Origin of the sequence: Clostridium senegalense (assembly GCF_018916625.1) — a bacterium.
GTDB lineage: Bacteria > Bacillota > Clostridia > Clostridiales > Clostridiaceae > Clostridium_J > Clostridium_J senegalense.
In genome coordinates, this window is the sequence record NZ_JAHLNC010000004.1 from 83,363 (window position 1) to 109,823 (window position 26,461).

The 26,461-nt window shown below is 26.1% G+C and carries 30 protein-coding genes; 2 read left to right on the plus strand and 28 right to left on the minus strand.

Going from position 1 to position 26,461, the window contains the following annotated elements:
* Positions 1-223: 223 nt before the first annotated feature.
* From KQI36_RS09060 to KQI36_RS09125, 14 genes are all read right to left on the minus strand, one after another.
* A complete protein-coding gene (locus KQI36_RS09060; RefSeq protein ID WP_216450627.1) occupies positions 224-1,426 on the minus strand; it encodes an HD-GYP domain-containing protein in 1,203 nt (400 codons plus the stop codon).
* 113 nt (positions 1,427-1,539) lie between these two features.
* The gene (locus tag KQI36_RS09065; protein ID WP_216450628.1) at positions 1,540-2,421 is read right to left on the minus strand and encodes a metallophosphoesterase; all 882 of its coding nucleotides are present in this window, start codon (positions 2,419-2,421) and stop codon (positions 1,540-1,542) included.
* 139 nt (positions 2,422-2,560) lie between these two features.
* Complete coding sequence (gene tsaA / locus KQI36_RS09070) at positions 2,561-3,049, minus strand: tRNA (N6-threonylcarbamoyladenosine(37)-N6)-methyltransferase TrmO (RefSeq protein WP_216450629.1); 489 nt, start codon at positions 3,047-3,049, stop codon at positions 2,561-2,563.
* A gap of 30 nt (positions 3,050-3,079) precedes the next feature.
* Positions 3,080-3,511 (minus strand): DUF134 domain-containing protein, encoded by a 432-nt coding sequence (locus KQI36_RS09075; protein WP_216450630.1) that lies wholly within the window; start codon positions 3,509-3,511, stop codon positions 3,080-3,082.
* A gap of 180 nt (positions 3,512-3,691) precedes the next feature.
* Positions 3,692-4,045 (minus strand): NifB/NifX family molybdenum-iron cluster-binding protein, encoded by a 354-nt coding sequence (locus KQI36_RS09080; RefSeq protein ID WP_216450631.1) that lies wholly within the window; start codon positions 4,043-4,045, stop codon positions 3,692-3,694.
* Positions 4,046-4,073: 28 nt separating this feature from the next.
* Positions 4,074-4,922: an ATP-binding protein gene (locus tag KQI36_RS09085; RefSeq protein ID WP_216450632.1), complete on the minus strand. Its 849-nt coding sequence runs from the start codon at positions 4,920-4,922 to the stop codon at positions 4,074-4,076.
* The gene (locus KQI36_RS09090) at positions 4,913-5,743 is read right to left on the minus strand and encodes a P-loop NTPase (protein WP_216450633.1); all 831 of its coding nucleotides are present in this window, start codon (positions 5,741-5,743) and stop codon (positions 4,913-4,915) included. The genes KQI36_RS09085 and KQI36_RS09090 overlap by 10 nt, the downstream gene beginning before the upstream one ends.
* Positions 5,744-5,745: 2 nt before the next feature.
* Positions 5,746-6,129, minus strand: coding sequence for a NifB/NifX family molybdenum-iron cluster-binding protein (locus KQI36_RS09095; protein WP_216450634.1), 384 nt, complete (start codon positions 6,127-6,129; stop codon positions 5,746-5,748).
* 203 nt (positions 6,130-6,332) lie between these two features.
* Positions 6,333-6,884: a class I SAM-dependent methyltransferase gene (locus KQI36_RS09100; protein WP_216450635.1), complete on the minus strand. Its 552-nt coding sequence runs from the start codon at positions 6,882-6,884 to the stop codon at positions 6,333-6,335.
* A gap of 180 nt (positions 6,885-7,064) precedes the next feature.
* Complete coding sequence (locus tag KQI36_RS09105; protein WP_216450636.1) at positions 7,065-7,763, minus strand: arginase; 699 nt, start codon at positions 7,761-7,763, stop codon at positions 7,065-7,067.
* 206 nt (positions 7,764-7,969) lie between these two features.
* Complete coding sequence (locus KQI36_RS09110; protein ID WP_216450637.1) at positions 7,970-9,160, minus strand: hypothetical protein; 1,191 nt, start codon at positions 9,158-9,160, stop codon at positions 7,970-7,972.
* A gap of 74 nt (positions 9,161-9,234) precedes the next feature.
* Positions 9,235-9,786 (minus strand): phosphatase PAP2 family protein, encoded by a 552-nt coding sequence (locus tag KQI36_RS09115; protein ID WP_216450638.1) that lies wholly within the window; start codon positions 9,784-9,786, stop codon positions 9,235-9,237.
* A gap of 149 nt (positions 9,787-9,935) precedes the next feature.
* Entirely contained in the window at positions 9,936-11,315 is a 1,380-nt protein-coding gene (locus KQI36_RS09120; protein ID WP_216450639.1) for a bifunctional metallophosphatase/5'-nucleotidase, read from the minus strand.
* A 290-nt stretch (positions 11,316-11,605) separates the two neighbouring features.
* Complete coding sequence (locus KQI36_RS09125; RefSeq protein ID WP_216450640.1) at positions 11,606-11,932, minus strand: HIT domain-containing protein; 327 nt, start codon at positions 11,930-11,932, stop codon at positions 11,606-11,608.
* Positions 11,933-12,137: 205 nt separating this feature from the next.
* Here KQI36_RS09125 and KQI36_RS09130 point away from each other — a divergent pair, with 205 nt between their 5' ends.
* Positions 12,138-12,314, plus strand: coding sequence for a hypothetical protein (locus KQI36_RS09130; RefSeq protein ID WP_216450641.1), 177 nt, complete (start codon positions 12,138-12,140; stop codon positions 12,312-12,314).
* Positions 12,315-12,468: 154 nt separating this feature from the next.
* Here KQI36_RS09130 and KQI36_RS09135 read toward each other — a convergent pair whose 3' ends face one another.
* The 5 genes from KQI36_RS09135 to KQI36_RS09155 all read right to left on the minus strand — a co-directional run bounded on the left by KQI36_RS09135 (position 12,469) and on the right by KQI36_RS09155 (position 16,229).
* Entirely contained in the window at positions 12,469-13,329 is an 861-nt protein-coding gene (locus tag KQI36_RS09135; RefSeq protein WP_216450642.1) for a CPBP family intramembrane glutamic endopeptidase, read from the minus strand.
* A gap of 104 nt (positions 13,330-13,433) precedes the next feature.
* The gene (locus KQI36_RS09140; protein WP_216450643.1) at positions 13,434-13,964 is read right to left on the minus strand and encodes a 2'-5' RNA ligase family protein; all 531 of its coding nucleotides are present in this window, start codon (positions 13,962-13,964) and stop codon (positions 13,434-13,436) included.
* 12 nt (positions 13,965-13,976) lie between these two features.
* Positions 13,977-14,828, minus strand: coding sequence for a leucine-rich repeat domain-containing protein (locus KQI36_RS09145; protein WP_244991545.1), 852 nt, complete (start codon positions 14,826-14,828; stop codon positions 13,977-13,979).
* Between the two features lie 182 nt (positions 14,829-15,010).
* A complete protein-coding gene (locus KQI36_RS09150) occupies positions 15,011-15,646 on the minus strand; it encodes a DedA family protein (protein ID WP_216450644.1) in 636 nt (211 codons plus the stop codon).
* A 28-nt stretch (positions 15,647-15,674) separates the two neighbouring features.
* A complete protein-coding gene (locus KQI36_RS09155; RefSeq protein WP_216450645.1) occupies positions 15,675-16,229 on the minus strand; it encodes an undecaprenyl-diphosphatase in 555 nt (184 codons plus the stop codon).
* 546 nt (positions 16,230-16,775) lie between these two features.
* On the opposite strand from KQI36_RS09155, the gene KQI36_RS09160 reads away from it, so the two are divergent.
* Positions 16,776-18,131, plus strand: a complete 1,356-nt coding sequence (locus KQI36_RS09160; protein WP_026022321.1) for a YjiH family protein — start codon at positions 16,776-16,778, stop codon at positions 18,129-18,131.
* A gap of 98 nt (positions 18,132-18,229) precedes the next feature.
* Here KQI36_RS09160 and KQI36_RS09165 read toward each other — a convergent pair whose 3' ends face one another.
* From KQI36_RS09165 to KQI36_RS09205, 9 genes are all read right to left on the minus strand, one after another.
* Entirely contained in the window at positions 18,230-18,730 is a 501-nt protein-coding gene (locus tag KQI36_RS09165; RefSeq protein WP_216450646.1) for an NUDIX hydrolase, read from the minus strand.
* A gap of 66 nt (positions 18,731-18,796) precedes the next feature.
* Positions 18,797-19,375 (minus strand): sugar O-acetyltransferase, encoded by a 579-nt coding sequence (locus KQI36_RS09170; RefSeq protein ID WP_216450647.1) that lies wholly within the window; start codon positions 19,373-19,375, stop codon positions 18,797-18,799.
* A gap of 155 nt (positions 19,376-19,530) precedes the next feature.
* Positions 19,531-20,139 (minus strand): LysE family translocator, encoded by a 609-nt coding sequence (locus tag KQI36_RS09175; RefSeq protein ID WP_216450648.1) that lies wholly within the window; start codon positions 20,137-20,139, stop codon positions 19,531-19,533.
* A gap of 96 nt (positions 20,140-20,235) precedes the next feature.
* Positions 20,236-20,679, minus strand: coding sequence for an Lrp/AsnC family transcriptional regulator (locus KQI36_RS09180; protein ID WP_342357387.1), 444 nt, complete (start codon positions 20,677-20,679; stop codon positions 20,236-20,238).
* A 255-nt stretch (positions 20,680-20,934) separates the two neighbouring features.
* Complete coding sequence (argH, locus tag KQI36_RS09185) at positions 20,935-22,254, minus strand: argininosuccinate lyase (protein WP_216450649.1); 1,320 nt, start codon at positions 22,252-22,254, stop codon at positions 20,935-20,937.
* A gap of 26 nt (positions 22,255-22,280) precedes the next feature.
* Entirely contained in the window at positions 22,281-23,474 is a 1,194-nt protein-coding gene (locus tag KQI36_RS09190) for an argininosuccinate synthase (RefSeq protein ID WP_216450650.1), read from the minus strand.
* Positions 23,475-23,906: 432 nt separating this feature from the next.
* The gene (locus tag KQI36_RS09195) at positions 23,907-24,638 is read right to left on the minus strand and encodes an amino acid ABC transporter ATP-binding protein (RefSeq protein WP_280527032.1); all 732 of its coding nucleotides are present in this window, start codon (positions 24,636-24,638) and stop codon (positions 23,907-23,909) included.
* Positions 24,639-24,653: 15 nt separating this feature from the next.
* Complete coding sequence (locus KQI36_RS09200) at positions 24,654-25,301, minus strand: amino acid ABC transporter permease (RefSeq protein WP_216450651.1); 648 nt, start codon at positions 25,299-25,301, stop codon at positions 24,654-24,656.
* A 43-nt stretch (positions 25,302-25,344) separates the two neighbouring features.
* A complete protein-coding gene (locus tag KQI36_RS09205; protein WP_216450652.1) occupies positions 25,345-26,142 on the minus strand; it encodes an ABC transporter substrate-binding protein in 798 nt (265 codons plus the stop codon).
* Positions 26,143-26,461: the final 319 nt, after the last annotated feature.

The window sequence follows — 26,461 nt, forward strand, 5'->3', positions numbered from 1 at the left end:
TTCTTTAAATACTTTATACACATTATATATTAGTGTTAGTATTTAACAAATTAAAGATTAATACTCTAATATTAATAAAAAAATAACAAGTAATATTTAAAAATTTTTATAAAGGATAACTATTTAAAGACTCCCCAATTTTTAAACATAAACTTGTTCTATTTAAAATACTAATTTATTAAATAATAAAATTTAAATTTAGAGTTTAAATCCGTATACCTTTTTATAGGCTAAAAACCTCATTTATATCATTTGTAATTTTACTATCTATATATCCTTCAGTACTCATTTTATTTAAAATACCCATAGCCTCTTTATGACTAAGTGATTTTCTATAAGGTCTCTCTTCTGTTATGGCCTGATATATATCTAAACATGCCATTAGCCTTGAATTAAAATCTAAATTATCTTCTGTGAAACCAAAAGGATAGCCTTTTCCATTTAACTTTTCATGATGATTAGCAGCCCATTCAGTAATTTTTTCAAAGCCTTTAATTTCATGTAATGCAACTCTTGTATAATATGCATGATTTTTCACAACCTTAAATTCTTCTTCTGTAAGTTTATTAGGACTATCTAAAATACTATTGGGAACAGCTAATTTCCCTATATCATGAAGATCTGCTGCAATCATTAACTGAACTTTTTCATCATGACTATAATTGTAGAAGTCTGCCATAATTCCCACTTTTTCAGATAATCCTCTAGAATGTCTTTGAGTATATCTTGATTTACAGTCTATGATTTTTGATAAGACTTTAGTTATATTTCTTATTTCATCAAAGGATAACTCTAAGCTATAACTTGGTGTTTCTTTTTTTATAATATTATTTATAGATTCATTATTTATATTTATCCAAAATTTTTCATCTCTTGCTATCTCTATAAATGCCCTTGATATTTTATGTGAAAAACTTATATTTTCCCTTTCCTTTATAAAGGATATTATATCTTCTTTTTTATCACTTTTAAAATTATTATTCATTTCCATATCATTAGCAAATTGAATTATCTGTGCCATTATTGGAATTTCATCACCTTTTAATTTAAAAAAGCCTGAACCATCATACTTTTCATGGTGATATTTAATTATATTTTTTACATCAGTCAAAAAAGGATAATTAATTATATTTTCTTCTCCGATTATACAATGCTTCTTTGCTACTTCTACTTCATTTAAGTTTATTTCTTCTTTACACATTAAATTATTATATAAATTTTTTTCACTTACCCCATTATCATGTAAAATAGCTAACGAAACTATATCATGTAATTCTTTAGAGCTTAAACCTAAATGTTGTCCAACTTTAAGTGCTATATATGCTACTCTTTTTCCATGATTAGAAGGTACCCCTAAAACATCCATTTCAACAAAATCTAATGCAAATGACACTGACATTAAAAATTCATTTAAATTAAATAACATGTTTTCCCCCATTTAATATATTATTAATTAATAATACTCATTAATATATTATATATTAATTTATTAAGTTTTAAAATCTAATATCCGTTTTATTGCAAATAATGTATTTTTTTCTATATGCACTGTATATTTATAGGTTCACTAATTATACTTCTTTTTACACATAAAACTCCATTCTCTAAAGAAGTTATTTTCCATTTTACAAGGGTTAGTAAACCATTTTCTAATTCTATACAACTCATTGAATATGGTTGAACACAACATCCATCATTAAAATATTTACATCCATTATTATTTAAAATAGACCTATGGGTATGACCTGCAAGTACTGATTGATTATTTTCTTTTGCCCACCTCTCTAATTTTCTATCAACCACTGTTCTTCTAGACTTACTTTTAGCTGGACTAGTAGGATTTTTAAATCCAAAAACTTGCTCCATAAATCCCCAAACATACTTTACTAAAAACTTAGATAAAAAACTTAATTGATAATTTAAAAAATCAACTTGATGTCCATGCACAACAAATAGGTTTTTACATACATTATTGTCCATTAACATAATACCATCATAAATTGGCAAATCTTTAAATAACATATATAAATTTTTCTTATTTGCATCATTCTTATAACATTCTATTTCTTTTTTAAATTTTTTACTTTTTTTTATTTTATCGTGATTTCCTACAATCATATAAAGTTTATCTTTATTTTTAAACTTTAAAAGAATCTTAAAAATTTCTGGGTGAATTTCATATATAGTTCCTATTTTTGAAACTTTCCATAACTCATCACCATCTCCTACTTCTACATATGAAAAATCTTTTTTATAATAATATTTTAATGCTGCCATATATATGTTTGAGTTAGGTAATAAATCATCTTTCCATGTTCCATCGCCCCTATGACAATCGCTTATAAAAACAAATTTTGATTTATTATTTATATCTATTTTAGGACAACTTATCATTATATTTTTTAAAATATCCTTTGACATATCTAACTTAACTCCCAAAACTTAATACACTATATTATATAGTTTTAATTAACTATTGGTTAACTCAAATTACAACTTCACTTCAATAAAAAAACAAATCGCTATAGAATATTTTTAAATATTCTATAGCGATTTATCTTTATTCAAACCTATTGTCTGATAGCCTAGTAGACACGTTTTTAATATTCTCAGTTAGCCATCCTATTTTAATATCTGATTTAGGAATATCAAAACCTGGCACCAATGGTTTTACATCTATAACTGGAGTCCCATCTAATATGTCAATATTTTTCACAAAAATGTTTTTATCACAAATCTTCTCTATTTCAACTACTGACAAACCAATATGATTCGGTCTAACTGGTGTCCTTGTTGCAAAAACACCATGAACCTTATCATCTAAAAAAGGTTTTACAGTAAGTTCAGTTTTTTCCACCTTATGAAAATGATATATAACTATTATGTGTGAAAACTCTTCTAAATCTTTTAACCCTTCTGCATACTCATGGAATATCTCTATTTTCCCTCTGTCTGCATTATCACCTGTCGGTTGAATAGGCATACTTTTTACATCTTCAAATTTGCTATGAATAATTCCTATAGGTTTTAAAATTATATTTTCTTCCAAAACGACTACCTCCACTGAAATAACTAAATTTTACTTACACCATTTATTGCAAAAACCTAATTTTTTATTACACATCACTTGTTTAGATCCACAATGGGGACAAGAAGTTTTATCTTGTTTAAAATTTACTTCATAGGAATTATCACAATCCATACATTTAAGTTTACATAATTTCGTACTATAATCTCCACCACTTATTTTTATAGCTTTTCCTTCTGTCAAAGCCCTTGTAACCTTATTTCTTGCACTATCTATGATATTTTGAAAAGTTTGTCTAGACACTTCCATTCTTTTTGCACACTGTTCTTGATTTAAATTTTCTATATCTTTAAGTCTCATAGCTTCTAACTCTTCAACTTTTAAAATTATTTCTTCAACTTCGCATTTAGGTTTTCCAAAAGGCACAAAGTAATTATTATCTGGAAAAAATTCTACTCTTCTACACTTAGTTGGTCTTGCCATTTGTATTCCTCCCTACAATTTATTAGTATTTAATATTTATAATATGATTCACTCTAGATTAAATAGTTTTTGATTCATATTCATACATTATACTACTATATTATAGAATTTTAAAATACACAAAACCGTTGCATTCTTTTTTCCTAATAATCACATGAATAAATATTAAAAAACTAATTTTTATTCTCCACAATTTCCTTCATGTTCATGCTCTCTACAAACACTCCCTGTTGATTTTAAGTTTCCTTTTATATATTCATTTACTAAATCATCACAAAGTCCGCTTGCTCCTACAACTACTTCTATAGAGTTTTCTGCAAAAAGTTCTTGTGCTCTTTCTCCCATTCCTCCTGAAATTATAGTAGTTACTCCTAAATCATTTAAAAAAACTGGTAAAAAACCTGGTTTATGTCCTGGATTTTCAACGAAACTTTTATTTATATTTCCTTCTTTTACTTCATAAATACTAAATCCTTCACAGTGTCCAAAATGTCCACTAACATAATTTCCTTCGCTTGATATTGCTATTTTCATTTTAATTCCTCCTAATTTTTATATATTATTAATAAATTATTTCCTTTATATTGCTCCACATATCTTTTACGAATTTATTCGCTAAACTTTCTTTATAGTAAGTTATTGGTTTTAATTCATTTATGGATTTTATTACTGTATCATCATAAGGTATTTTTCCAACAACTTTTATTCCCCTATCTTTCGCTACTTCTTCAATTTTGTATGCAACTTCTAAATTTATATCATACTTATTTATACATATCATTGTAAGTACTCCAAAGTGCTCACATAAAGAAATTGTTCTTATCATATCCTCAACACCTGATTTAGTAGGTTCCGTTACAATTAGAACTGCATTGCTACCAGTTATAGAAGATATTACAGGACAACCAATCCCTGGTGACCCGTCTATAATTACTAAATCATCATTTTTATTATATTGTTTTGCATTTTTTCTTAATTGAGTTATTAATTTTCCTGATCCATCACTTCCAGGTTTCATAATAGCTCTAGAAATAATTCCTTTTTCTAACTCTGTAATAAAAGTATCTGCAATATGTTCATCTTCAAATGATATTGCATTTTGTGGACATACAAGACTACAAGCAGTACATCCCTCACATAGAAATTCATTTGCTGAAAAATCGCTTATAGCTTCAAATCTACATACGTCTTCACATTTTCCACATTTTATACATTTATTTTTATCTATTATAGCTTTCTTGCCACTTATGAAATCTTCTTTTTTAATATCTTTACCTTTATAAAACAAAGACAAATTTGGTGCATCAACATCACAATCAACTTTTATTACCTGCTTTGCTAATTGAGATAACGCAGTTGCTATGGTAGTTTTTCCTGTCCCACCTTTTCCACTTAAAACTACTAATTCCATTTTAGAACCTCCCTTGCCTTAATTGCTATATTATCAAATACCTCCTTGTATTTTGTATTTTTATATAATATATTCCCCATTGAATATATTTCAGCAACCTCTCTGCTATAAGGCAAAGTTCCTATAATTTTCATATCATTTTCCCTACAATATTTCTTAATTAAATTATCTTTTTTATCATCTTTATTTATAATTATTCCAAAAGGTATATTAAAAAGTTTTACAACCTCTAATGCCATTTTCATGTCATGAAGACCAAACTCCGTTGGTTCTGTAACTAAAATTGCAGCATTTGCATATTTTAAAGAAGTTACAACATTACAAGAAGTACCAGGAGGACAATCTATTAAATTAAAATTTGTTTCTATGTTATTAAATACTTCCTTAATTACCGGCACTGCCATAGGTTCATTTACATTTAAAACTCCTCTTATACATTTAATATCCTCAAAAGTTCCTTTTTCAATGTTTCCTATACTTCTTTTCTTATAAGATATAGCATCTTTATCACAAATAATTTTACATGCTCCACAACTATGACATAATTTTTGAAAAAGCATTATATCATCTCCAACCTTAGCTAGAGAATTAAATTGACAAACCCTAACACATTTTCCACAGGAATCACATTTACTATCATCTATAAATGGATAATCTACTAGAACTTCTTTTTCTTCGTCTATATAAGGTTTTAAAAATAAAAATCCATTAGGTTCTTCTACATCACAATCAATATAATTTGCTTTTAATGCTAAAGCTAAATTTGTAGATACAGTAGTTTTTCCTGTTCCACCTTTTCCACTTAGAATTGCAATATTCAAAGTTATCTTCCTCCCATATGTCCATTACCCATACCACCATGTGCTGGACCTGCAAAACTGATCTCTTCTAGTTCGTCTTTTTTTAACATCTCCAATGCATCCTCTATAGATATAGCATCTGATTTAAAAGCTTTAATTTTTGCTTTTTCTATAAGTTTAAAAGCATTTGGTCCAAGATTTCCAGTTATTATATAATCTATATTTTCATTTATTAATTGTTGTGCTGCAACAATTCCCGCTCCACCTGATGAAGACTTTCCTTCATTATCTAATACATAAAACTGTTTTTTTTCATCATCATGAATTTGAAATAAATCGCATCTTCCAAATCTAGCATCAACTAAACTATTACACTCTTTTCCATTTGCTGAAATTGCTATTTTCATTTCATACCCTCCTAAAATATAATTTTTTAATTATTGGCATTTGCTAATTATTATATTAATACTACTTTTTGTTTTTGTCAAATGCCAATAACGTATTTTGAAAATAATTTTATATTTTATTTATTTAATTACATTAATCTGCATAAAAACTGCTATATAATAATTTAAAAATTACCATATAGCAGTCTAAGGTTTTTAATATTCTATTTTTCACAAATTAAGCATAATAATTTTTCTGATGCATTTACTTCTTTTACATTATGTAAATCTGCATTTTCCAAATCATTTATAATACTTTCTTTTGTCACAAAATGTTTATGACATCCTTCTTTCCAATCACAAATTAATATTTTACCTTTATCTTTTAATACTCTTTTTGCATCTTTTAACAGTTCAATTGGAGCATCTAATTCATGATGAACAGTTATCATAAATACTAAATCAGCACTATTATCTTCTAATGGAATTTTATTTTCTTCCATTACATCAACAGCTAATCTACCGGATAATTCCGTCTTCATATTTTCATTTATCCACTTTATCATGTCATTAGATATATCAAACCCATATCCTTTAGAATTAGGAATTTTATTTAAAAACTCTTTTGAGAATACACCTGTACCTATTCCTATATCTACGATAGTAGGATTTTTCTTTAAAGATAGTTCAGTAATTATTTTGTCTATTTTTATAAGTTTTAATCTTTCTGGATTATTAAGTTTATCCATTTTGTTAACATTAAATTTTTTATCCACTTTGTCACCACCATTTCTTTATTGATATCCATTATCAATTACTCACATATTATATTATTATTTTTAAAATGTCAATAAACATTTAAAACCTATTTTCTTTACATTAAATAAATTTCTATAATAAACAAAAAACCTTCATCACTTAAATGAAAGTTTTTTTATAAATCAATATTCTATTCTTTACATTAAATAATAAATAGCATCAGAAAAACTTAAATTTTCTGGTGACCAACTCCTTTTAGGACAATCTACTATTTTATATGGTACTTTTAATTCATCTATAAATTCTTTAAAATCCTCATCAAACCAAGGTGGCGTCCACGCACCTGACCTACAAATGTGTAATGAAGGAACATAAATGTCCTTTTCTAAGTCATCTATATCTATAAAATTAACATTATATTTATTTTTTATTTCATTGAAATATTCTGGTTTTTCTGTAGTATACGGACTATATATAATATTTGCTTTATTAATTATATTATTTTTTAAAAGTTTTCCTAACCAATTTGCACAATTAACTTCAAAATTAAGCGAAGATAGTCCACCATACCCTAAATCAGAATGAGCATCAAAAAGATACACCTCATTACAATCATATTTTTTAGCTATGTCATAAGACAACACATGGGAATCAGAAATATAAACCTTTAAATTTTTATCAAATTTAAAATTTCTTTTTATCTTATTCCAAAAAATATTTACATTTCTAGAAAGCTCAAATGATTTTTCAATACTTTTCCCTCTATTTCTGCATTGAATATAACGCTTGTACCACAAATTTATAATATTCCTATTATTCTCAATATACGAACCCCAATTTTCCTTCTGAGTATAAACAAAATAATCCCAATCAACTGATAACAAACATTTTTTCATTATAATATACCCCCTCCTCAATAACAAAATATATAAACATAATATGCGATTGAAATATTGAGGTGTATATACTCTTCCTAACTATTATTTTAATACTTTACAAATTATAGTCAAAGTTACCAAATCAAGATTAAGCTTAATAAATAGTTATATCTATGGAACAAACTATAAAGCAGTATCTTTCTTTAGAAAAGCTATTCTTTCTTTTATATTACTATACTTTGCAGATATCTTCCTTCTCCTTCTTTAAACTTCGGAGTTGCTACAAACTCACTTTTAACTAAATACTCATTAATATAACCAAATATTTGATGCCATAATTCATTACCAATATCTTTAATTGAAACCCCATGTTTTATTGAGGTTAACTTGTCCACGCTTCTTTTTAATTCTATAAAAGTTTTTTCAACACAAGGTAATATATCTAAAAGAATTATCTGGCCTATTCTTTGAATAATATCTCTTTCACTATTTAAAAACACTGGCACATCTATATTTAAATTCCCATTGTCTTTATCTATATTTAAATAATTTAACTCTATTAAAAAATTTGCTAATTTTCTTTCCTTATTATTTAAATCAACATACTTTCTATTGTTTGTAAATATATTTTTTATTAGGCTACCACACTCTTTAGCAATTATATTATTAAAATCATCTAGAATATCCATATATGAGATGTTCAAACTGTGAAATTTAATTTCTTCATCAATACTTTTAGGAATCATTCTAAAATATCTATACATATCCTTTCTAAAACCATTTCCATCACCAAAACTATTAAATAAAACATCATCAGCCCTATAATTATTGCTACTACATAACAATTTATTACTATGACATTCTATTTTTTCACTTTTTTCATATGCAACTATAATATAATCTCTTCCCCCTGGCTGTGATTTTGATATAGAAAAAATATTTTTATTTGCAAAAAATTCAAAAGCTAATCCATCAAAAATCTCATCACAAATTATATGATATAGGATTCTCTCCACTGAATTAGATTTAATACAATTTAACTTCAAAATTTCATTTTCAATTTTATCACTTAAACTTATTACTCTATCTCCAATAATTTTTCCTACATCCTTTAAAACTCCATCTAACCTTTCAATATCCGTTTCTAAAAACACAGGAAAATTAATACTATATCCTCTATTTCTTTCATCTATAGCTCTAATTTTCTTTAGACTTGAAATTATATTTTCAACCTTTTCAACATTAATTTTTAATCTATTGCTAATTTTAAACATATCCATAGAATAAGGTTCCGACGTTGATATTATATATAATATTTCTGCTGCATATTTCTTATTACATACATAAGAAGGGTTAAATTCATCAAATTTCCCCTCATTACCAAAATAATAAAACTCTAACTTTTTATTTACCATAATTAATCCTCCATTAAAACATAGTTTATTATTATTTTTCTTAACATTTATATCCCTTTGTATATTTAATTTCCCTACCTACATTTAAATCTATTAAATATTCGAATTATAATTTTACTACATATTAATCCTAAAATTATTCCACCTAATATATCTGTAGGATAATGAACATATAAATATAACCTTGAGAAAGCTATTAAAATTGCTATAGAAAAAAGTTCAAATGTATAATTTTTAAAATATTTATATAGTACTCCTACTACAGCAAAGGAAGATGTAGTATGTCCTGATGGAAAAGAATATGACAATGGTTTTTTAATTAAAAGATTTATAGGTGATATATCTAAACAGGGTCTTGGACGCTTAATTATATGTTTTAATATTCCCTCTCCTAATATTGTACTTAATATTAAAGCTCCTAATGCCATAAGTCCTATATTTCTATACTTTTTATTTATAATTAATAAACAAGAAATTACAATCCATATCATGCCCAAATTACCTAAAGACGTTATCATAACCATAATTTTATCCATAATATGTACATGCATATTATCTTTTATATAATTCAGAATTAAATTATCAACCTTTTGTATGAAAAATATAATATTCATAATTAAATTCATTTCATTCCTCCATCAATTACAATTTAATTTATTTATATTATATAAAAAATAAAGACACTCTCTAATCAGTGTCTTTTGATAAATTATATTTAAGTATATCTATATATTATATAGATATCATCATATATAATTTTTTATAATTTTATACTTTATACAATTTTTATCCATCTATCCTCAAAACACTTTTCCATAAATTCCGGTTTAGATAAATATGTTCTTAGTGTATCCCTTGTATATTCTGTATTATATTTTTCATTTTTATTATTTGCTAAAGATGAATATCCTGTACCTCGTTGTAAATAATCTGATGTAGCTACTCTATATAACTTTTCTTCTTCTAATTCTCCATTTTTTAGTATTATTCTTATAATATTTTTTCCATCATGAGCTATTACTGCACCTGATACATGTAGCCTTCCTAGGTATTTACCTCTAAATCCTGCGCCCTTTCCATCTAACATACATATTTCTGATTTAAGAGATTGTTCCAGTGCTTCTTTTATATATTTCCCCTTAATTTCCATGTAAGTCGGATTTAATGGTGATGGGCTTATTTCTAAAAGTTTTTTTTCTGAAACTGCACCTCTTTTTATCCCACCATTTATTATTCCACTATTTATTATGCTAAGATCACAGGGTATTACATCTCTTAGACCATCTGCTAAAAGATTTGTTATCGGATTTTCATTAACTACATCATGCCAAACATCTCTATTTATTTCATAAAGAGCCCCTCTTAAGTTTTCCACTGCTAAATCATATTCAACCTTAAGTTGCTCTTTAATTTCACTATCTTCTATTTCATTTATGATTTCTATATTTTGTCCATCAAATTCTTTTATAATATTGTCTTCAATATCTATATCTAAAACTCCTAAATGGGTTCCATAGCAACCTGATTGATGAACTATTGTTTTATTTAATTTTTCTACTTTATCCATTAAAATATGACTATGTCCACCGATTATAATATCTATACCTTCAATACTTTCACAAAACTCCCTATCTTCTCTTATTCCTGCATGACTTAATAATATACATATATCATAATTTCCTTTGTTATCTTCAATTTCTTTTTTTATTTCATCTTTTTGACTTGAAGCATATAAATTATTTAATTCAAAAAATCCATTATATTCAGGTGTTACACCTATTATTAAAAATCTTACATTGCCTTTATTAACTATAATACTTCGCTTTAACCCTTTAATATTTTCTTTATTATATTTATATAAATTACTAGATAAAAAAGATACAGAAGTGGAACCAATCATAGTTTCCATGATTTCTATTCCTGAAAACCCCTCATTATTTCCAACTGAAATGGCATCATATCCTGCCTTTTCTAACAACCTTGCTCCAGCTTCACCATTTGTACCTTGAAGTTCAATCCTCATAAAATCATTAAAATCTCCTGCATCTAAAAGTAGTGTATTTTCATCCCTTAGCTCTTTAATTTTAGTTACAGCTTTAGAGAAATTCTCAAATCTACTATGAATATCATTAGTGTGCAATATTCGTACTCTCATAAGATCCCCCTTAAATTTCAAATTATCTATTATGCTCAAACTACTCATTTACTAAAAAATATTACTATCACAATTAGTACTCTAATTTTTTTAATATCTTAAATTACTTTATAACACATATATAGATTTTCGTTTATTATAATTTTTCTACAAATTTTTCCCAAATCCTTTGTATTTTTATATTTTGTTTCATTATTTTTATATATCACTTTAAAGTGCAAAATTTAAAACATATAAAAAAACAGTGTTTTAAATGCTTAAATCACTGTTTTCTATTTAATATATTAAATTTATTTTCTACTTCCATAAACTAAATGAAAATGTAAATGCTTAGAATCCTGATATTTGCCTAAGTTCGTTATAACTCTACATGCACCATCTTCATCTACAATCTCTGCTGCAACTTTTTTTACTACACTTAATAATTCTAACAACAAATCATCTTCATTATCAGTAAGCGTAATTAATGATGCTATATGCCTTTTAGGTATAACAACTATATGTTTCTCATATGCCGGCTTAGTATGATAATATGCTAATACGTTCTCTGTTTCATACACTTTCTTAACTTCTATTTTATTACTCAATACTTGTTCACAATAAAAATCATTTCCCAATTACCTTCCCCCCATTTTTAAGTTATTAATACAAAATAAATTTGTTATTTTAAATATTTCTACAATGTGTTTAATAATACCTGTTATTTTCTGTACTTATTATTTTTCATATACTTATTTAAAATTTTGTTATATGTAATTTATTTGATAAAATATACATAACTTATATTGATTTATAAAAAAATTGGAGGTTTAAAGATTTGTTATGATAACTAAAAAACAAAGTAATATATTTAAAATAGTTACTACAGTGATAGCTTTAGCTTTATATACTTTTCTAAAAATAAAAACTTCTTTTAACCCTGTAATAGGTATTCTTATACCAGTATATTTATATTTTATAATAATGTATTTTGCTAATAAAAAAGATAAGACTTCATAAAGTATACCCTTTATAAATGACAATTTATTCTTGTTTTCATCCTCAAGGTGTTACCAAAATGACTCTTATGGATAATTACCCTATAAAGCACTTTTTTACACATATATTGTCCTATATTATAAAGTTTTTAAATATAAATTAACTTGATACAATTTCAAATTATTGAATATAGTGTATTTATTAATACATGACATAATGCACAAATTATAATAGACCCTGTTTTTAAATATATTTTTCCTAATAAAAATCCAATTAGTGCTTGATTAGACATTCCAAGCATTCCTATCCATCCCATAGAGATATACATAAAAAAATGAGTAATTGCAAAAATAATTGATTGTATTATATTTACACTTTCATCATTTATACTAAATCCTTTTAATCCTGAAATTAACAATCCTCTAAATAATATTTCTTCTATTAAAGCTGGTACAAAAAATCCTTGTATAACGTTAAACATTAATATTGTAAATCCATTACTTATAATATATATGTTTATTCCATTACTTCCATAAACAACAAGATTGCATAAAAACATAACAACTGAAAGTAACAACACAAGAAAAATTTCTTTAGCATTAGCTTTGAACTTAAAATTTTTAATACTACATTTAGTAAACTTCATAATTATAATTACTATTAAAAACATAAGTATTTGCTTTGGTAGAAATTTAATTAAATATTCTTTTAAGTTTATATAATTTATAGAGTTACTAGAAAAAATATATAGATTATAACTAATGTTCATTAAATATAAAATAGTAAAAGAAATTAATGCTCTTTTATTTGTGTAAATTTTTTTATTTTCTTTTATAAAGTTAACTTTAAATAATAAACTTACTAAAATTATATTTATTATTATTGGAACTCCACTTGACAATACTTTTAATATAATTTCATATTTACTGTGAGATACATCTATACAATAAATAACATAAGCAATAAAAGTAATAATTATATAAAAAAAATTTTTTACTCCATCATTTAAACATTTATTACTGCTTTTAGTCTTCATAAAACATCCCCCATAAATACTTTAAATTCTATCAAAACTATTCTCTTCCAACATTGATAATACCTTGTAATATTATATTTATTCTTTAAAAGTTCATGTATATATTATTGTTTTAACTCTATTTCCATTTCTAAAATAGAAAGTTCACTTTCATCTATAATCTCCACTGAAATTTTTTTCACTTCTGTATTGAAAACTTCTTGTATATTACAAGTCTCTTTATATGCATTTTCTAAACTCTCCTTATTGTTAAAGTTACCAATAGTCATATGTGGTATAAATTCAACGTTATTTAACCACTTAGGTTTATGCTCTTTTAATATATCTTTATATAAATTAGTATGAATGCCTATTAAATCTTCTTTACCATCCATAACCTTTAAAAATAAATAATTTCCTGATTTATCCTGAACTTTAACTATTCCATATAAACTAATTTTAAAAGCTTTTGTCTCCTTTAATGTTTCTAATAAATAATTTTTTAATTCTTCTGTATTTAAATAACTTTCAAAAGGAAACACTAAAGTTATATGTGGTCTCACCTTATGATATAACGGATCATATACTTTTCTAATTTTATTAATAACATCTACATTTTCAAACTCTGGAAATATCAATATACATCTTTTTTTCACAACTATCCCCTTCTATCTATATACTATACATCCCTTTTTTTCTAACTCATCTAACCATTCTATTTCTTCTAATTCTCTATTCCATCTCAAATCTAATCTTTCTAAGTTTTCTATGTTTAGCAACTCTCTTGGTAATTTTTTTAATTTATTTCCTCTTAAATCTAATTCTAATAAATTTTCCATTTTCCCTATATCTTTAGGTAAAATATTAATATTGTTATTTCTAAGATTTAAACGTCTTAATTTCTTACACATACCAATCTCTTTTGGTATCTCTTCTAACATATTATTACTTAAATCTAAAACTCTTAAAAACTTTAAATTTCCAATAGAATCTGGTATATATTTTAGTTTATTTTCTTTTAAATGAATCTCTTTTAAATTCGTCATATCACCAATAGAATTCGGTAAACCTTCTAATTTATTATCAATTAATCTTAATTCTATTAAATTCACTAAATTTCCAATGTTATTAGGAATATTTTTTAACAGGTTTTCACTTGCATTTAAGTATTTTAACTTATGCAAAGTGCAAATTTCTGTAGGTATTTCTACAATTCTATTTCCATGTATATATAAATAATCTTCTAATTCAGTTAAATATTTAAATTCTATAGGTATTTCAGTTATTTCATTATATCCTAAGTCTAGCATTTTTAATTTTGATAATTCTTTTATATTTGCACTTATACAATTTACTTTATTCACTGATATATTTAAAACCTGTAAATTTTTCATTTGAAAAATTTCATCTGGAATAATATCTATATTATTATCATAAAGACTTACTTCTTTTAACTCATCAAGTTTATATTTTATATTAGGTAGTTTTTTTAATCCTAAACTATTTAAATTTACTTTCATATCTTTCTCCAATCATTAAAAATATTTTATCTAATAAATACTTTTCACATTAATCCAAATCACATAATTGTATTATATAATTGCTAAAAAATCGATAATGATTTTAAATCATCATCGATTTTTATTTAAATAATTATTTGCTAATTTATTTATTTCTTAAACTATCATATAAAATTCTACTACTATTTGAAAAATTTATTTTTTATTAATTCAAAAACAGCAGGAAGCAATGAAATCATAATTATAGCTATAATCACTATGGAAAAATTCTTTTCTACAAAAGGTATGTTTCCGAAAGAATAACCTATTAACAATATACCGCTTACCCAAACTATTCCCCCTATTGCATTAAAGGTTATAAATTTTTTATAATTCATTTTTCCTACACCAGCAACAAAAGGCGCAAATGTACGTATAATTGGCATAAACCTTGCTAATATTATTGTTTTTCCACCATAAGTTTCATAAAACTCATTTGTTTTATCTATATATTCCTTTTTCAAAAATTTATTATCATCTTTTAATACTTTAGGCCCTAGATATCTTCCTATATGATAATTTACAGTATCACCTAAAATTGCTGCTAGTCCTAAAAATATAATTAATATTACTATATTTAAATCACCTAACGCAGCAAAAGCTCCTGCAGCAAATAAAAGAGAATCTCCTGGCAAAAAAGGAATTATAACTAATCCTGTTTCACAAAATATTATTATAAATAATATTAAATATATAAATAATCCATATTCACCTATAAAGGCTCCTAAAAATTTATCAATATGTAAAACTACATAAAAGAAATTACTTATTAAATCCATTACTTATACTCCTTATCATAGCTATAACCTATTTAAGTATTTTTCCTTCTAATTTTAAATATAAATTAGCTACTTTTTTACTAAGAAATTTTGAATATAAATAGTTAGTAATAAAAACTAATATGTATGCTCCAATAACATCTAAAGGATAGTGATGACCAACATAAAGTCTAGATACTCCTACAATACATGATAAAGCTATAAGAATCACACCATAAATTTTACTATATTTATTTATACCTAAAGCTATACTCATTGTAAAAGTTGAATGATCACTAGGGAAAGATGCGTTAGGACTATGTGGAAATAATAAGTTTACATCATGTGAAACAAATGGTCTAGGATGGTAATAAACCATTCCTATCATTGCACTTAAAAATAAATTTAACACTGTAAAAACACCTGTGTTGATTGCAATAGCTCTAGTATTTTTATCTTTTTTAACAAATCCATAAATATATAAAACTAGAATTACTATAGCAAAAATTATAGGTACATATTTTGAAAATATTATCATAATATTATCCATAAGTTTGCTTTTACCAGCTAACTGATTTACTAAATCAAAAAGCTTAAAATTCATAAAAATCACCTCAATTTTTCTTTAGTTAATTTTATAGGGTTTTAAATTTCAACTTATTCATTTATCAAATAAGAAAATTTAAGATTAATATTTTGCTGCTAGTTAATAACTTAATTTAGTTAAGAGTGAATAGTTAAATGTTCTTAACTATTACCTAATTATAGTTGTACTTATTTTCTTAAATAATAATAAAAATTTGATGAATAAATTTTATTCTAATCTTATCTTATACCCCCTATGCTTATTAACTATTTAAATTTAAATTTATAAAAATGTCAATATAATTTATATTTCTTATTATTTTTATACTTAATTAAAGCACCTGTTTACATTTCACTTTCAAAATATAGAGATTTATTACATATTATTTTTCTTTCATCAAACCTTAACATACTGTTCAAAGAAAATATATTAATTTTAAAAATTGTCTTTAATTTCAATTGAATATTTAAATTTCACTATAAAACTTAACATTAAAAATTTATAATAACTTATATTTTTTAATATAAATAGTATAAGTTAGTAATTTTTAAAATTGAGGAGGATATGATTTTGGAATCAAATCAATCTATAACTGCTAGAGGGATTTTTAAGTTCATTATTCCATCATTATTAGGAATTTTTCTTTTTATGATACCTATACCTTTTAATGGACAAATAACCATACCTGTAGCAATATTTGCAAAGGTTATAACTACAAACCTTGAATTATATTTACCCACGATTGCTGCTATAATAATATGTTCCAGTGTATTATTTACTATCTATGTTAAAATTGCAAAGCCTAAATTTTTAGAAAAAAATAAATTTCTTAAAGGATTATTTAATGTAAAACCTATATGGTTTTGGATTAGAATAATAGGTATGACCTTAGTTGTATTAACATTATTTGAACTAGGTCCTGAATGGATTTTCTCTGAAAATACTGGTGGATTACTTCTAAATAGCCTACTTCCTGTACTATTTGCTGTATTTTTATTTGCAGGTCTACTGTTACCACTTCTATTAAACTTTGGCCTACTTGAGTTTGTTGGAACCTTACTTACAAAAATAATGAGACCTATCTTTAATCTTCCTGGACGTTCATCAATAGATTGTATAACCTCATGGTTAGGTGATGGTACTATAGGTGTGTTGCTTACAAGTAAGCAATATGAAGAAGGATATTATACCAAAAGAGAAGCAGCTGTTATAGGTACTACTTTTTCAGCCGTTTCTATAACATTTAGTTTAGTTGTATTGCAAACTGTAGGCTTAGAAGAATATTTTCTTCCATATTACCTAACTATTTGTTTAGCAGGAATAGTTGCTGCTATTATACTACCAAGAATACCTCCACTATCAAGAAAGGAAGACACTTATTGCACTCCTCCAAAGGATAAAGGAGAGGTTATTCCAAATGGATATAGTAAATCTCAATGGGGTTTAAGATTAGCAGTTCAAAAAGCTAAAAGTAATAATATAAAAGATATATTTAAAGAAGGAACACAAAATGTTTTAGAAATGTGGCTTGGAGTAATGCCTGTAGTTATGGCTATTGGAACAATTGCTGTAATTATTGCAGAATATACATCTGTTTTCAAATTTTTAGGATTGCCATTCTATCCAATACTTAAATTATTCCAAGTACCTGAAGCCTTAAGTGCTTCCCAAACATTTGTAGTTGGCTTTGCAGACATGTTTTTACCTTCAGTTATAGCTGCTGCCACAATAGAAAGTGAAATGACAAAATTTATAGTAGCTGCTGTATCTGTAACACAACTTATATATATGTCAGAAGTAGGTGGACTTTTAATAGGTTCTAAAATTCCTGTTAACATGAAAGACTTATTGATTCTTTTTATAGAGCGTACTTTAGTCACACTCCCTGTCATTGTAATTGTAGCTCACATCTTATTTTAAACTTATAAACAAAAGGATATATTAAGGCATTAACTTTCTTTAATATATCCTCTATTTTAAATATGTAAGTTAATCCATCTATAAATTTTAAATACTATCTAATGAAAACCACCTTCAACTAAATCAAGAATTTCATAAATCTCAGGATATTTAAATAACCTTCCTTCTTCAAGCATTTCTTTAAACTCATTAACTGTAATCCACTTAGCTTCAGCAACTTCATTTTCTTGTAAAACGAACTCTTCTAAATCAATATCTTTTCTTACTAAATATAAATCCCAAATTAAATCTGTTCTAAAAATTCTTCGCATAAATTCCATTTCATCTTCAGAAATTTTTATTCCTAACTCTTCGTTGACTTCACGAATACACCCATCTATAGAATTTTCTCCTGATATCATCCTTCCTGTTGTTAATCCCCACACCCCTGGTAATATGTCACATCTGTTAGAACGTTTTTGTACTAATATTTTAGAATCTGAATTTATAATCCATGCCTCCATAGCTAAATGGTATTCACCACTGTTTAATTTTTCACCTTTTTCTTTTACTTTTCCTGTTTTATAGCCATTTTTATCATATATATCCCAAACTTCCACAATTACCCCTCCTAATTCTAACTTTATTTTATTTAAATAGAGTACACATTTTCTAATATCAAAACTTTATATTTTCTCTACTACCTTACAGGGATTCCCATAGGCAACACAATTACTTGGAATAGATTTAGTTACTACACTTCCAGCTCCAATAACTGTATTATCACCAATAGTAACTCCTGGGCAAATAATTGCTCCCCCTCCAATCCAAGAGTTATTACCTATACTTACTGATTTAGTAAATGTTGTATATGTTGCTCCATTTGAAGAATTTGTTTTAATTCTTTCTAATGGATTTATAGGGTGAGTTGCCGTATATATCTGAACAGCTGGACCGATAAGAACATTTTCTCCAATTGTTATAAGGTTATCATCTATAAAAACACAATTATAATTAATAAATGTATTCTTACCAATAGATATATTTTTTCCATAATCACAGGAAAAAAATTTTTCTATCCAAACTCCATCCCCTACAGATTTAAATAAATCCTTTAAAACATTAAATTTAAATTCTGCCTCTGTAGATGGAGCATTATTAAACTTTTCTAAAAGATTTTTAGCATTGTGATACATACCAATAAGTTCAGGATCTCTTGAATCATAGATTTCTCCTGCCAACATTTTTTCTCTTTCCGTTAACATAGCTCATATATTCCCTTCTCATTTTAATTTACAATATTTTCAACTTGTTTTATTATATTATACAATCTATTTCTTTTACTATCAAAAATTCATTCCAAACTATAATCTTTTCAAACTAAAAAAATCAAGGATTAACCTTGATTTTTTCTATATTGTTATACTTTTTTAAGTGCCATTTTAACACCAAAATAAATTAGTAAAACTCCGACAATTATATTTAATATTTGAATTACATATGCTGGTAAAAATACTTTTGTAAAAGTACCTACTACTGCAACTAACGTTAAAAAACTTAATGTAGCCATTAAAGCACCAATTCCAAAAATATAAATATCTTTTCTTTTCATATTTTCTTCAATAATTTTAGTAGAAAATACCCCTGCCCAAAATACTATTGTAAGTGGATTAGATGCAGTAAGTATTATAGATTTTAAAAATACACTATTTGAATTTCCTGCCCCTTGAAGACTTAAGCTTGGTATAAAATTAATATCAAATTGACCTAAAACTGTACTTAATCCAAAAATAATTAGTATAATTGCTCCAAATATTTTCAGCCCTACTTTTACCTTTCTTTTTTCTATTATAGATGCTATTCCTAAAATAGCCGCAAAGATATAAAGACCATCAACTATAGTAACACCTAATACTCCAGTTTCTGCTATATAAAAACCTTTTAAGGAAGCCATCTGCAATATAAAAATACAAACAGGGCCTATTGCTAACTGCAATAACATTCCAAATTTTAAACCTTTAAAAAACATATCTTAACTCCTTTTAGGCATATAAGCTAATTTATTCAAACTTAATGCTTAAAAACAAATGAATAAATTATCCTTTATTAATTAAATAAATATGCCTTAAACATTAATATCTTCTTTTAGTGATGATAGAGTGATTATTGTATTTGATTGAACTACACCTTTTATTTTTTTTAGTTTATTAGATATAAAATTTTCTAAAACGTTGGTATCTTCTACAAGTATTTTTAGCAAATAATCATATTTACCGACAACGTGATGACATTCTAATACAGAATTATATTTAACTATAGCTTTTCTAAATCCTTCTATATTTTCAGTTTTATCAATATTAACAAAAATAAATGCTAAAAGTTTATAATTAATTTTATCTCTATTAATCCTTACTGTGTATTTCTCAATTATACCGGCAGATTCTATTTTTCTTATTCTTTCTGATACAGCTGGTACAGAAAGCTTCACTCTTTTACTTATCTCTGAAGTAGTTGATCTACTATTTTCTTTTAAGATATTAATAATTTCGAAATCAATAGCATCTATGATTAATCACCCCTAACTTTTCTAAAGTAATTTTATTTTATAATATTAAATTAATATAAGTAAATATTTTTGAAAAAATCAATAAATTTTTAAGTAAAATATAACTTTTAGTTTAAATTTTTAATTAGTAATATTACATACCTGTATAATACTTTAAATTATTAAAGTGTTTTTTAGTAAATATTAAAAAAAGCACATGGAATAAACATATTAAACCATGTGCTCTTTATTGTTAGGTATATTCAATTATCATATATATTATTTAATTATTTCTTTTTTTATCCCTCTTTTTAATGTGCTTTCGTAGTCAATGAATTCATAAATATCTTCATCAAATGCATCACTAAATTTTTTAAGTTCTTTTAAATTTAAGCTTTCTATTGTAGTACAATATTCTTCGCAATAAAGTACTATCTCACCTATTATTCTATGAGCATCCCTAAATGGAATTCCTTTAGTAACTAAATAGTCTGCACCTTCTGTAGCATTTAAAAAACCTTTTTTAACTGCATTTTTAGTAACTTCTTCATTTACTTTTAAACTTGAAAGCATTCCACTCATTATTTTAAGACAACTTATAGCATTGTTAGTACCGCTAAAAAATCCTTCTTTATCTTCTTGCATATCTTTATTATAAGCTAAAGGTATACCTTTCATAGTAGTAAGTAATGCCATTAAGTTTCCATAAACACCACCAGTTTTGCCTCTAATTAATTCTGCTGCATCTGGGTTTTTCTTTTGAGGCATTATAGAACTTCCTGTAGAAAATTCATCACTAATCTCTATAAAATCAAACTCTTTACTGCTCCAAATTATAATCTCTTCACTCAATCTACTTAAATGCATCATTATTATTGAACATGCACTTAAAATTTCAATAGCAAAATCCCTATCACTAACTCCATCTAAAAAATTATCTACTGGCTTTTTAAAACCTAATTCCTTTGCAGTAAAATCTCTATCTGTATTATAAGTAGTACCTGCTAATGCACAACAACCTAATGGGCTTTCATCCATTACTTCTATTGCATTTAGCATCCTTTTTTCGTCTCTTACAAGCATATTATAATATGCCATAATATGATACTTAAAAGTAACTACTTGAGCTCTTTGAAGATGAGTATATCCTGGCATAAGTACATTATTTTCATCACCAAGTTCTACTATGGCTTCTTTAAGATTCACAATTTCTTCTATAATTTCTTTAGCCTTATCTTTTGCATAAAGCCTAAAATCTAATGCAACTTGATCATTTCTACTTCTTGCAGTATGAAGCTTTTTGCCTACTTCTCCAATTCTTGAAATTAAGTTCATTTCCACAAAACTATGAATGTCTTCATATGTTCCTTCAATTAAAAGTTTTCCTTCATCAATATCTTTTAAAATAGAAATTAGCCCTTTAATTATTTCATCTTTTTCTTCATCAGTTAAAATGTTACATTTCGCTAACATCTTTACATGTGCTATGCTACCTTGTATATCGTATTTATATAGCTTTTTGTCAAATCTTAATGAACTATTAAAATCTTCCATAAGCTCGCTTTCTTTCTCTTTAAATCTTCCTCCCCACAGCTTCATATAAGATCTCCTCCAATTCAAAATTTTTATTTCTTTAATGCTTTTATTCTTGATGGAAGACTAAATAATCTTATAAATCCGTCAGCATCTTTATGACTATATAAATCACTTTCTCCAAAAGAAGATATTCCTTGGTCATACAAGGCATTTTCTGTAAACACTCCTGCATTTGTTACATTACCTTTATATAATTTTAATTTAACTGTACCTGTAACATTTTCTTGTGTTTTCTCTACAAAAGCATCTAAAGATTCCCTTAAAGTAGTAAACCACAATCCATCATAAACAAGCTCTCCATATTTTAAAGCTAACCCTTGTTTATAGTGATATGTTATTTTATCTAAAGTCAATCTTTCAAGTTCTCTGTGTGCCTCATAAAGAATTGTTCCACCAGGGGTTTCATATACACCTCTAGATTTCATTCCAACAAGTCTATTTTCAACTATATCAATTATACCTATACCATTTTCCGAACCAAACTTATTTAAAATAGTTATTAAATCCACTCCATTTAACTCTACTCCGTCTACTTTTTTAGGCTCACCCTTTTCAAAGTAAATTTCTACATAAGTAGGTTCATCCTTTGCATTTTCTGGTGCTGTTATTGAAGAGTATAACTCCAACTTATGCTGATTTTGTGGATCTTCTAAATCGCCACCTTCATGACTAATATGCCATAAATTTTTGTCAACAGAATATATTTTCTCTTTTGTTACAGGAACATCTACACCTTTGCTTAAAGCATAATCTATCGCATCTTCTCTTGAAGAAATATTCCACATTCTCCAAGGTGCTATAATTTCTATAAGTGGATCACAGGATGCAATTGCTACTTCAAATCTAACTTGGTCATTTCCTTTTCCCGTACATCCATGACATATGTATTTTGCACCCTCCATTTTTGCTATTTCTACTAATCTCTTAGCCATAAGCGGTCTTGCAAGAGAAGTTCCAAGAAGATATTTATCCTCATAAACTGCTCCAGCTTTTAATGCTTTATATACATATTCCTTCACAAATTCTTCTCTTACATCTTCTATATAAACCTTCTTGGCACCAGTTCTTATTGCTTTTTTCTCCACTTCTTTCATATCATCATCTTGTCCAACATCTACACATACCGCTATGACTTCTAAATCATAATTTTCTTGTAACCAAGGAATTATGATTGATGTATCTAGTCCTCCTGAGTATGCTAATATTACTTTTTCTTTATTCATAAATTAAGCCCCCTTATTTTTAGTCAAAATTTTATATCTTTATTTTTTATTTTTTAGCAATTATAGGAATGCACTCTATAACTTAAATTTATATATTATTTTTTCGTTATCAGTTGAGAAAAATAAGTACAAATATAGTTAGTTAAGAATTAAAAATCATTGATGAAACTGAGCATCAGTTTCTTAATTGTAAAAATACGTTGAGAATTACTAGGAGCAAAGTAAGTAGTAATAACCATAACTGTTCACTATTCACTCTTAACTAAAATAATCTGTTAGTCATTAAAAATAAATTTTAATACTCCTGTCCTTCTTGTCACGGCTGTAAACTTTGGATATAACTTCAGTTAATTTCATATCCTAAATTCAACTTTTATTTTCTCAATTGATAATATAAATCTAATAAATTAATTTAAACTGGAACTTGTTTCCCTATATTACTTTCTTTAAAAATTCTTTTGTTCTTTCCTCTTTTGGAGAAGTAAAAATCTCACTTGGTTTACCTTCCTCTATAATTTTCCCACCATCCATAAATATCACTCTATGTCCTACATCTTTAGCAAAACTCATCTCGTGAGTTACTACTACCATAGTCATACCTTCACTTGCTAAATCTTTCATAACATTTAAAACTTCACCAACTAATTCTGGATCTAATGCAGAAGTTGGTTCATCAAAAAGCATTATATCTGGTTCCATAGCAAGTGCTCTGGCTATTGCTACCCTTTGTTTTTGACCACCTGAAAGTTTTGATGGATAATAATCCATTTTATTTTCTAATCCAACCTTTTTTAATAAATTTTCTGCTTTTACTCTTACCTCATTTTTTTCTTGTTTTTTTACTATAATAGGTGCTTCCATAACGTTTTCTAATGCCGTCTTATGTGGAAACAAATTAAAATTTTGAAATACCATCCCCATTTTAGTAGTTACTTTTCTTAACAAATGTTTATTTTTCTCATTCAATTCTTCATTTTCTATTATTATCTTACCTTCATCTATACTTTCTAGATGGTTTAAGCATCTTAAAAAAGTACTTTTTCCTGACCCTGAAGCTCCAATTATAACGAGAACTTCTCCTTTTTCAACTTTTATATTTAAATTTTCAAATACCGTTAAATCCCCAAATCTTTTAGTAATGTTTATACCTTCTATCATATACATAGTCATTCCCCCCAATTAATATCTAGCTAGTTTTTTCTCCCATTTGGAGAACATACCTGTAAATATCGTAGTTAAAACTAAATAAATACATGCTGCAATAAAAAATGGTTCTATTGGTCTAAAATTAGATGAATATATCTGCTGTGCAGTTCTCATCAATTCTTCCATAGCTATGATAGAAACTAATGAAGTATCCTTTAAAATCGTTATAAATTCATTACCTACTGGCGGTATTATAACTTTAAAAGTTTGGGGAAGTACTACTCTTTTCATAGTTTGACCATAAGTAAATCCTAAAGCCTTACAAGCCTCAAACTGTCCCTTATCAACAGCTAAAATGCCACCTCTAATTATTTCTGACATATAAGCCCCTGAATTTAAACTTAAACCAATTATAGCCGCTGACATTGGTTCTAATTTTATTCCTAAAAAAGGTAACCCATAGTATAAAAAGAATAGTTGCAATAGCATAGGTGTTCCCCTAATTATCCATGTATAAAATGAAGCTAAGGAATATATTAATTTATTCTTTGACATTTTTAATAATGACACTGCTATCCCAATTAAAGTTCCTAAAACTACAGAAATTATTGTTAAGAATATAGTCATACCTGTTGATTGTAGTAGTATAGGAAATATCTGCTTTAGTATATCAATATCCATAGCTTCTTCACCCCCTCTTTATCTTAAGTATTTTTTAAGCTAATTATTTGTAAAAATCATATCCAAACCATTTCTCTGACAGCTTGGATAAAGTACCATCTGTCTTTAATTCATCAAGCGCCTTTTGCACTTGGTCTTTTAAATCTGTATCTTCTTTTCTAAACCCAGCGCCTACATTTTCCTCTGAAAGCTTAGCATCAAGAAGAATTAAATCCCCATCTCTTTGGGTTAGATAGTATCCTCCAACTTGTCCATCTGCTATAACTGCATCTAGTCTTCCAATAGATAAATCATTAAAAGCTTCTGTTATCCCATCATATTTCTTAATTTCTTTTAACCCATCAATTTTTTGTGCAGCCATATCACCAGTAGTTCCTAGTTGCACTCCTACAACCTTATCCTTTAAGTCTTCTACATCATTTATAGCTGTATTATCTTTTTTTACAATTAACTTTTGTCCACCTACTATGTACGGCTGTGAAAAATCAATTTCTTTTTTTCTTTCATCAGTTATAGTCATTGTTGAAAGTATCATGTCATATTTTTTAGCTTTAAATGATAAAATAATTCCCTTCCAGTCATTATTTATAAATTCTGCTTTAACCCCAAGTTTTTTAGCTATCTCATTTCCTAAGTCAACATCAAACCCCACTAAGTTATGATTTTCATCCCTAAATTCCATAGGCGGATATGTATCATTAAGCCCAATTAATAACTTACCTTCTTCTTTAACCTTTTCTAAAGAATTAATATTTTCATCTTCAACTTTTTCATTACCACATCCAACAAAAGCAAAAAAACTTATTAATATAATTCCAATCAACATAAGAATTTTCTTCATAGTATCATCTCCTCCCCCTTAAATTTTTGTTATTATAGATAATACATCCTTTCTCATAATTATGCAAGTGTATTTTTATATTTTTTAAAAATATTTTTCTTTTAGTCTTCAAAATCCTTAAAATAAGGGATTTTTTTTTAAACAAAAACCATATATTAAACTTATTTTTTCTATTTTTATTCTACTTCTGCATATTTATTCATGTATATACATGTTTTTTAATTTATTTTCAAAAACAAAAGCTATCTTAAAATAGACTTTCAACTCTATTTTAAGATAGCTTTTTTTATTTAATAAGTATTATTAAAAACAATACATC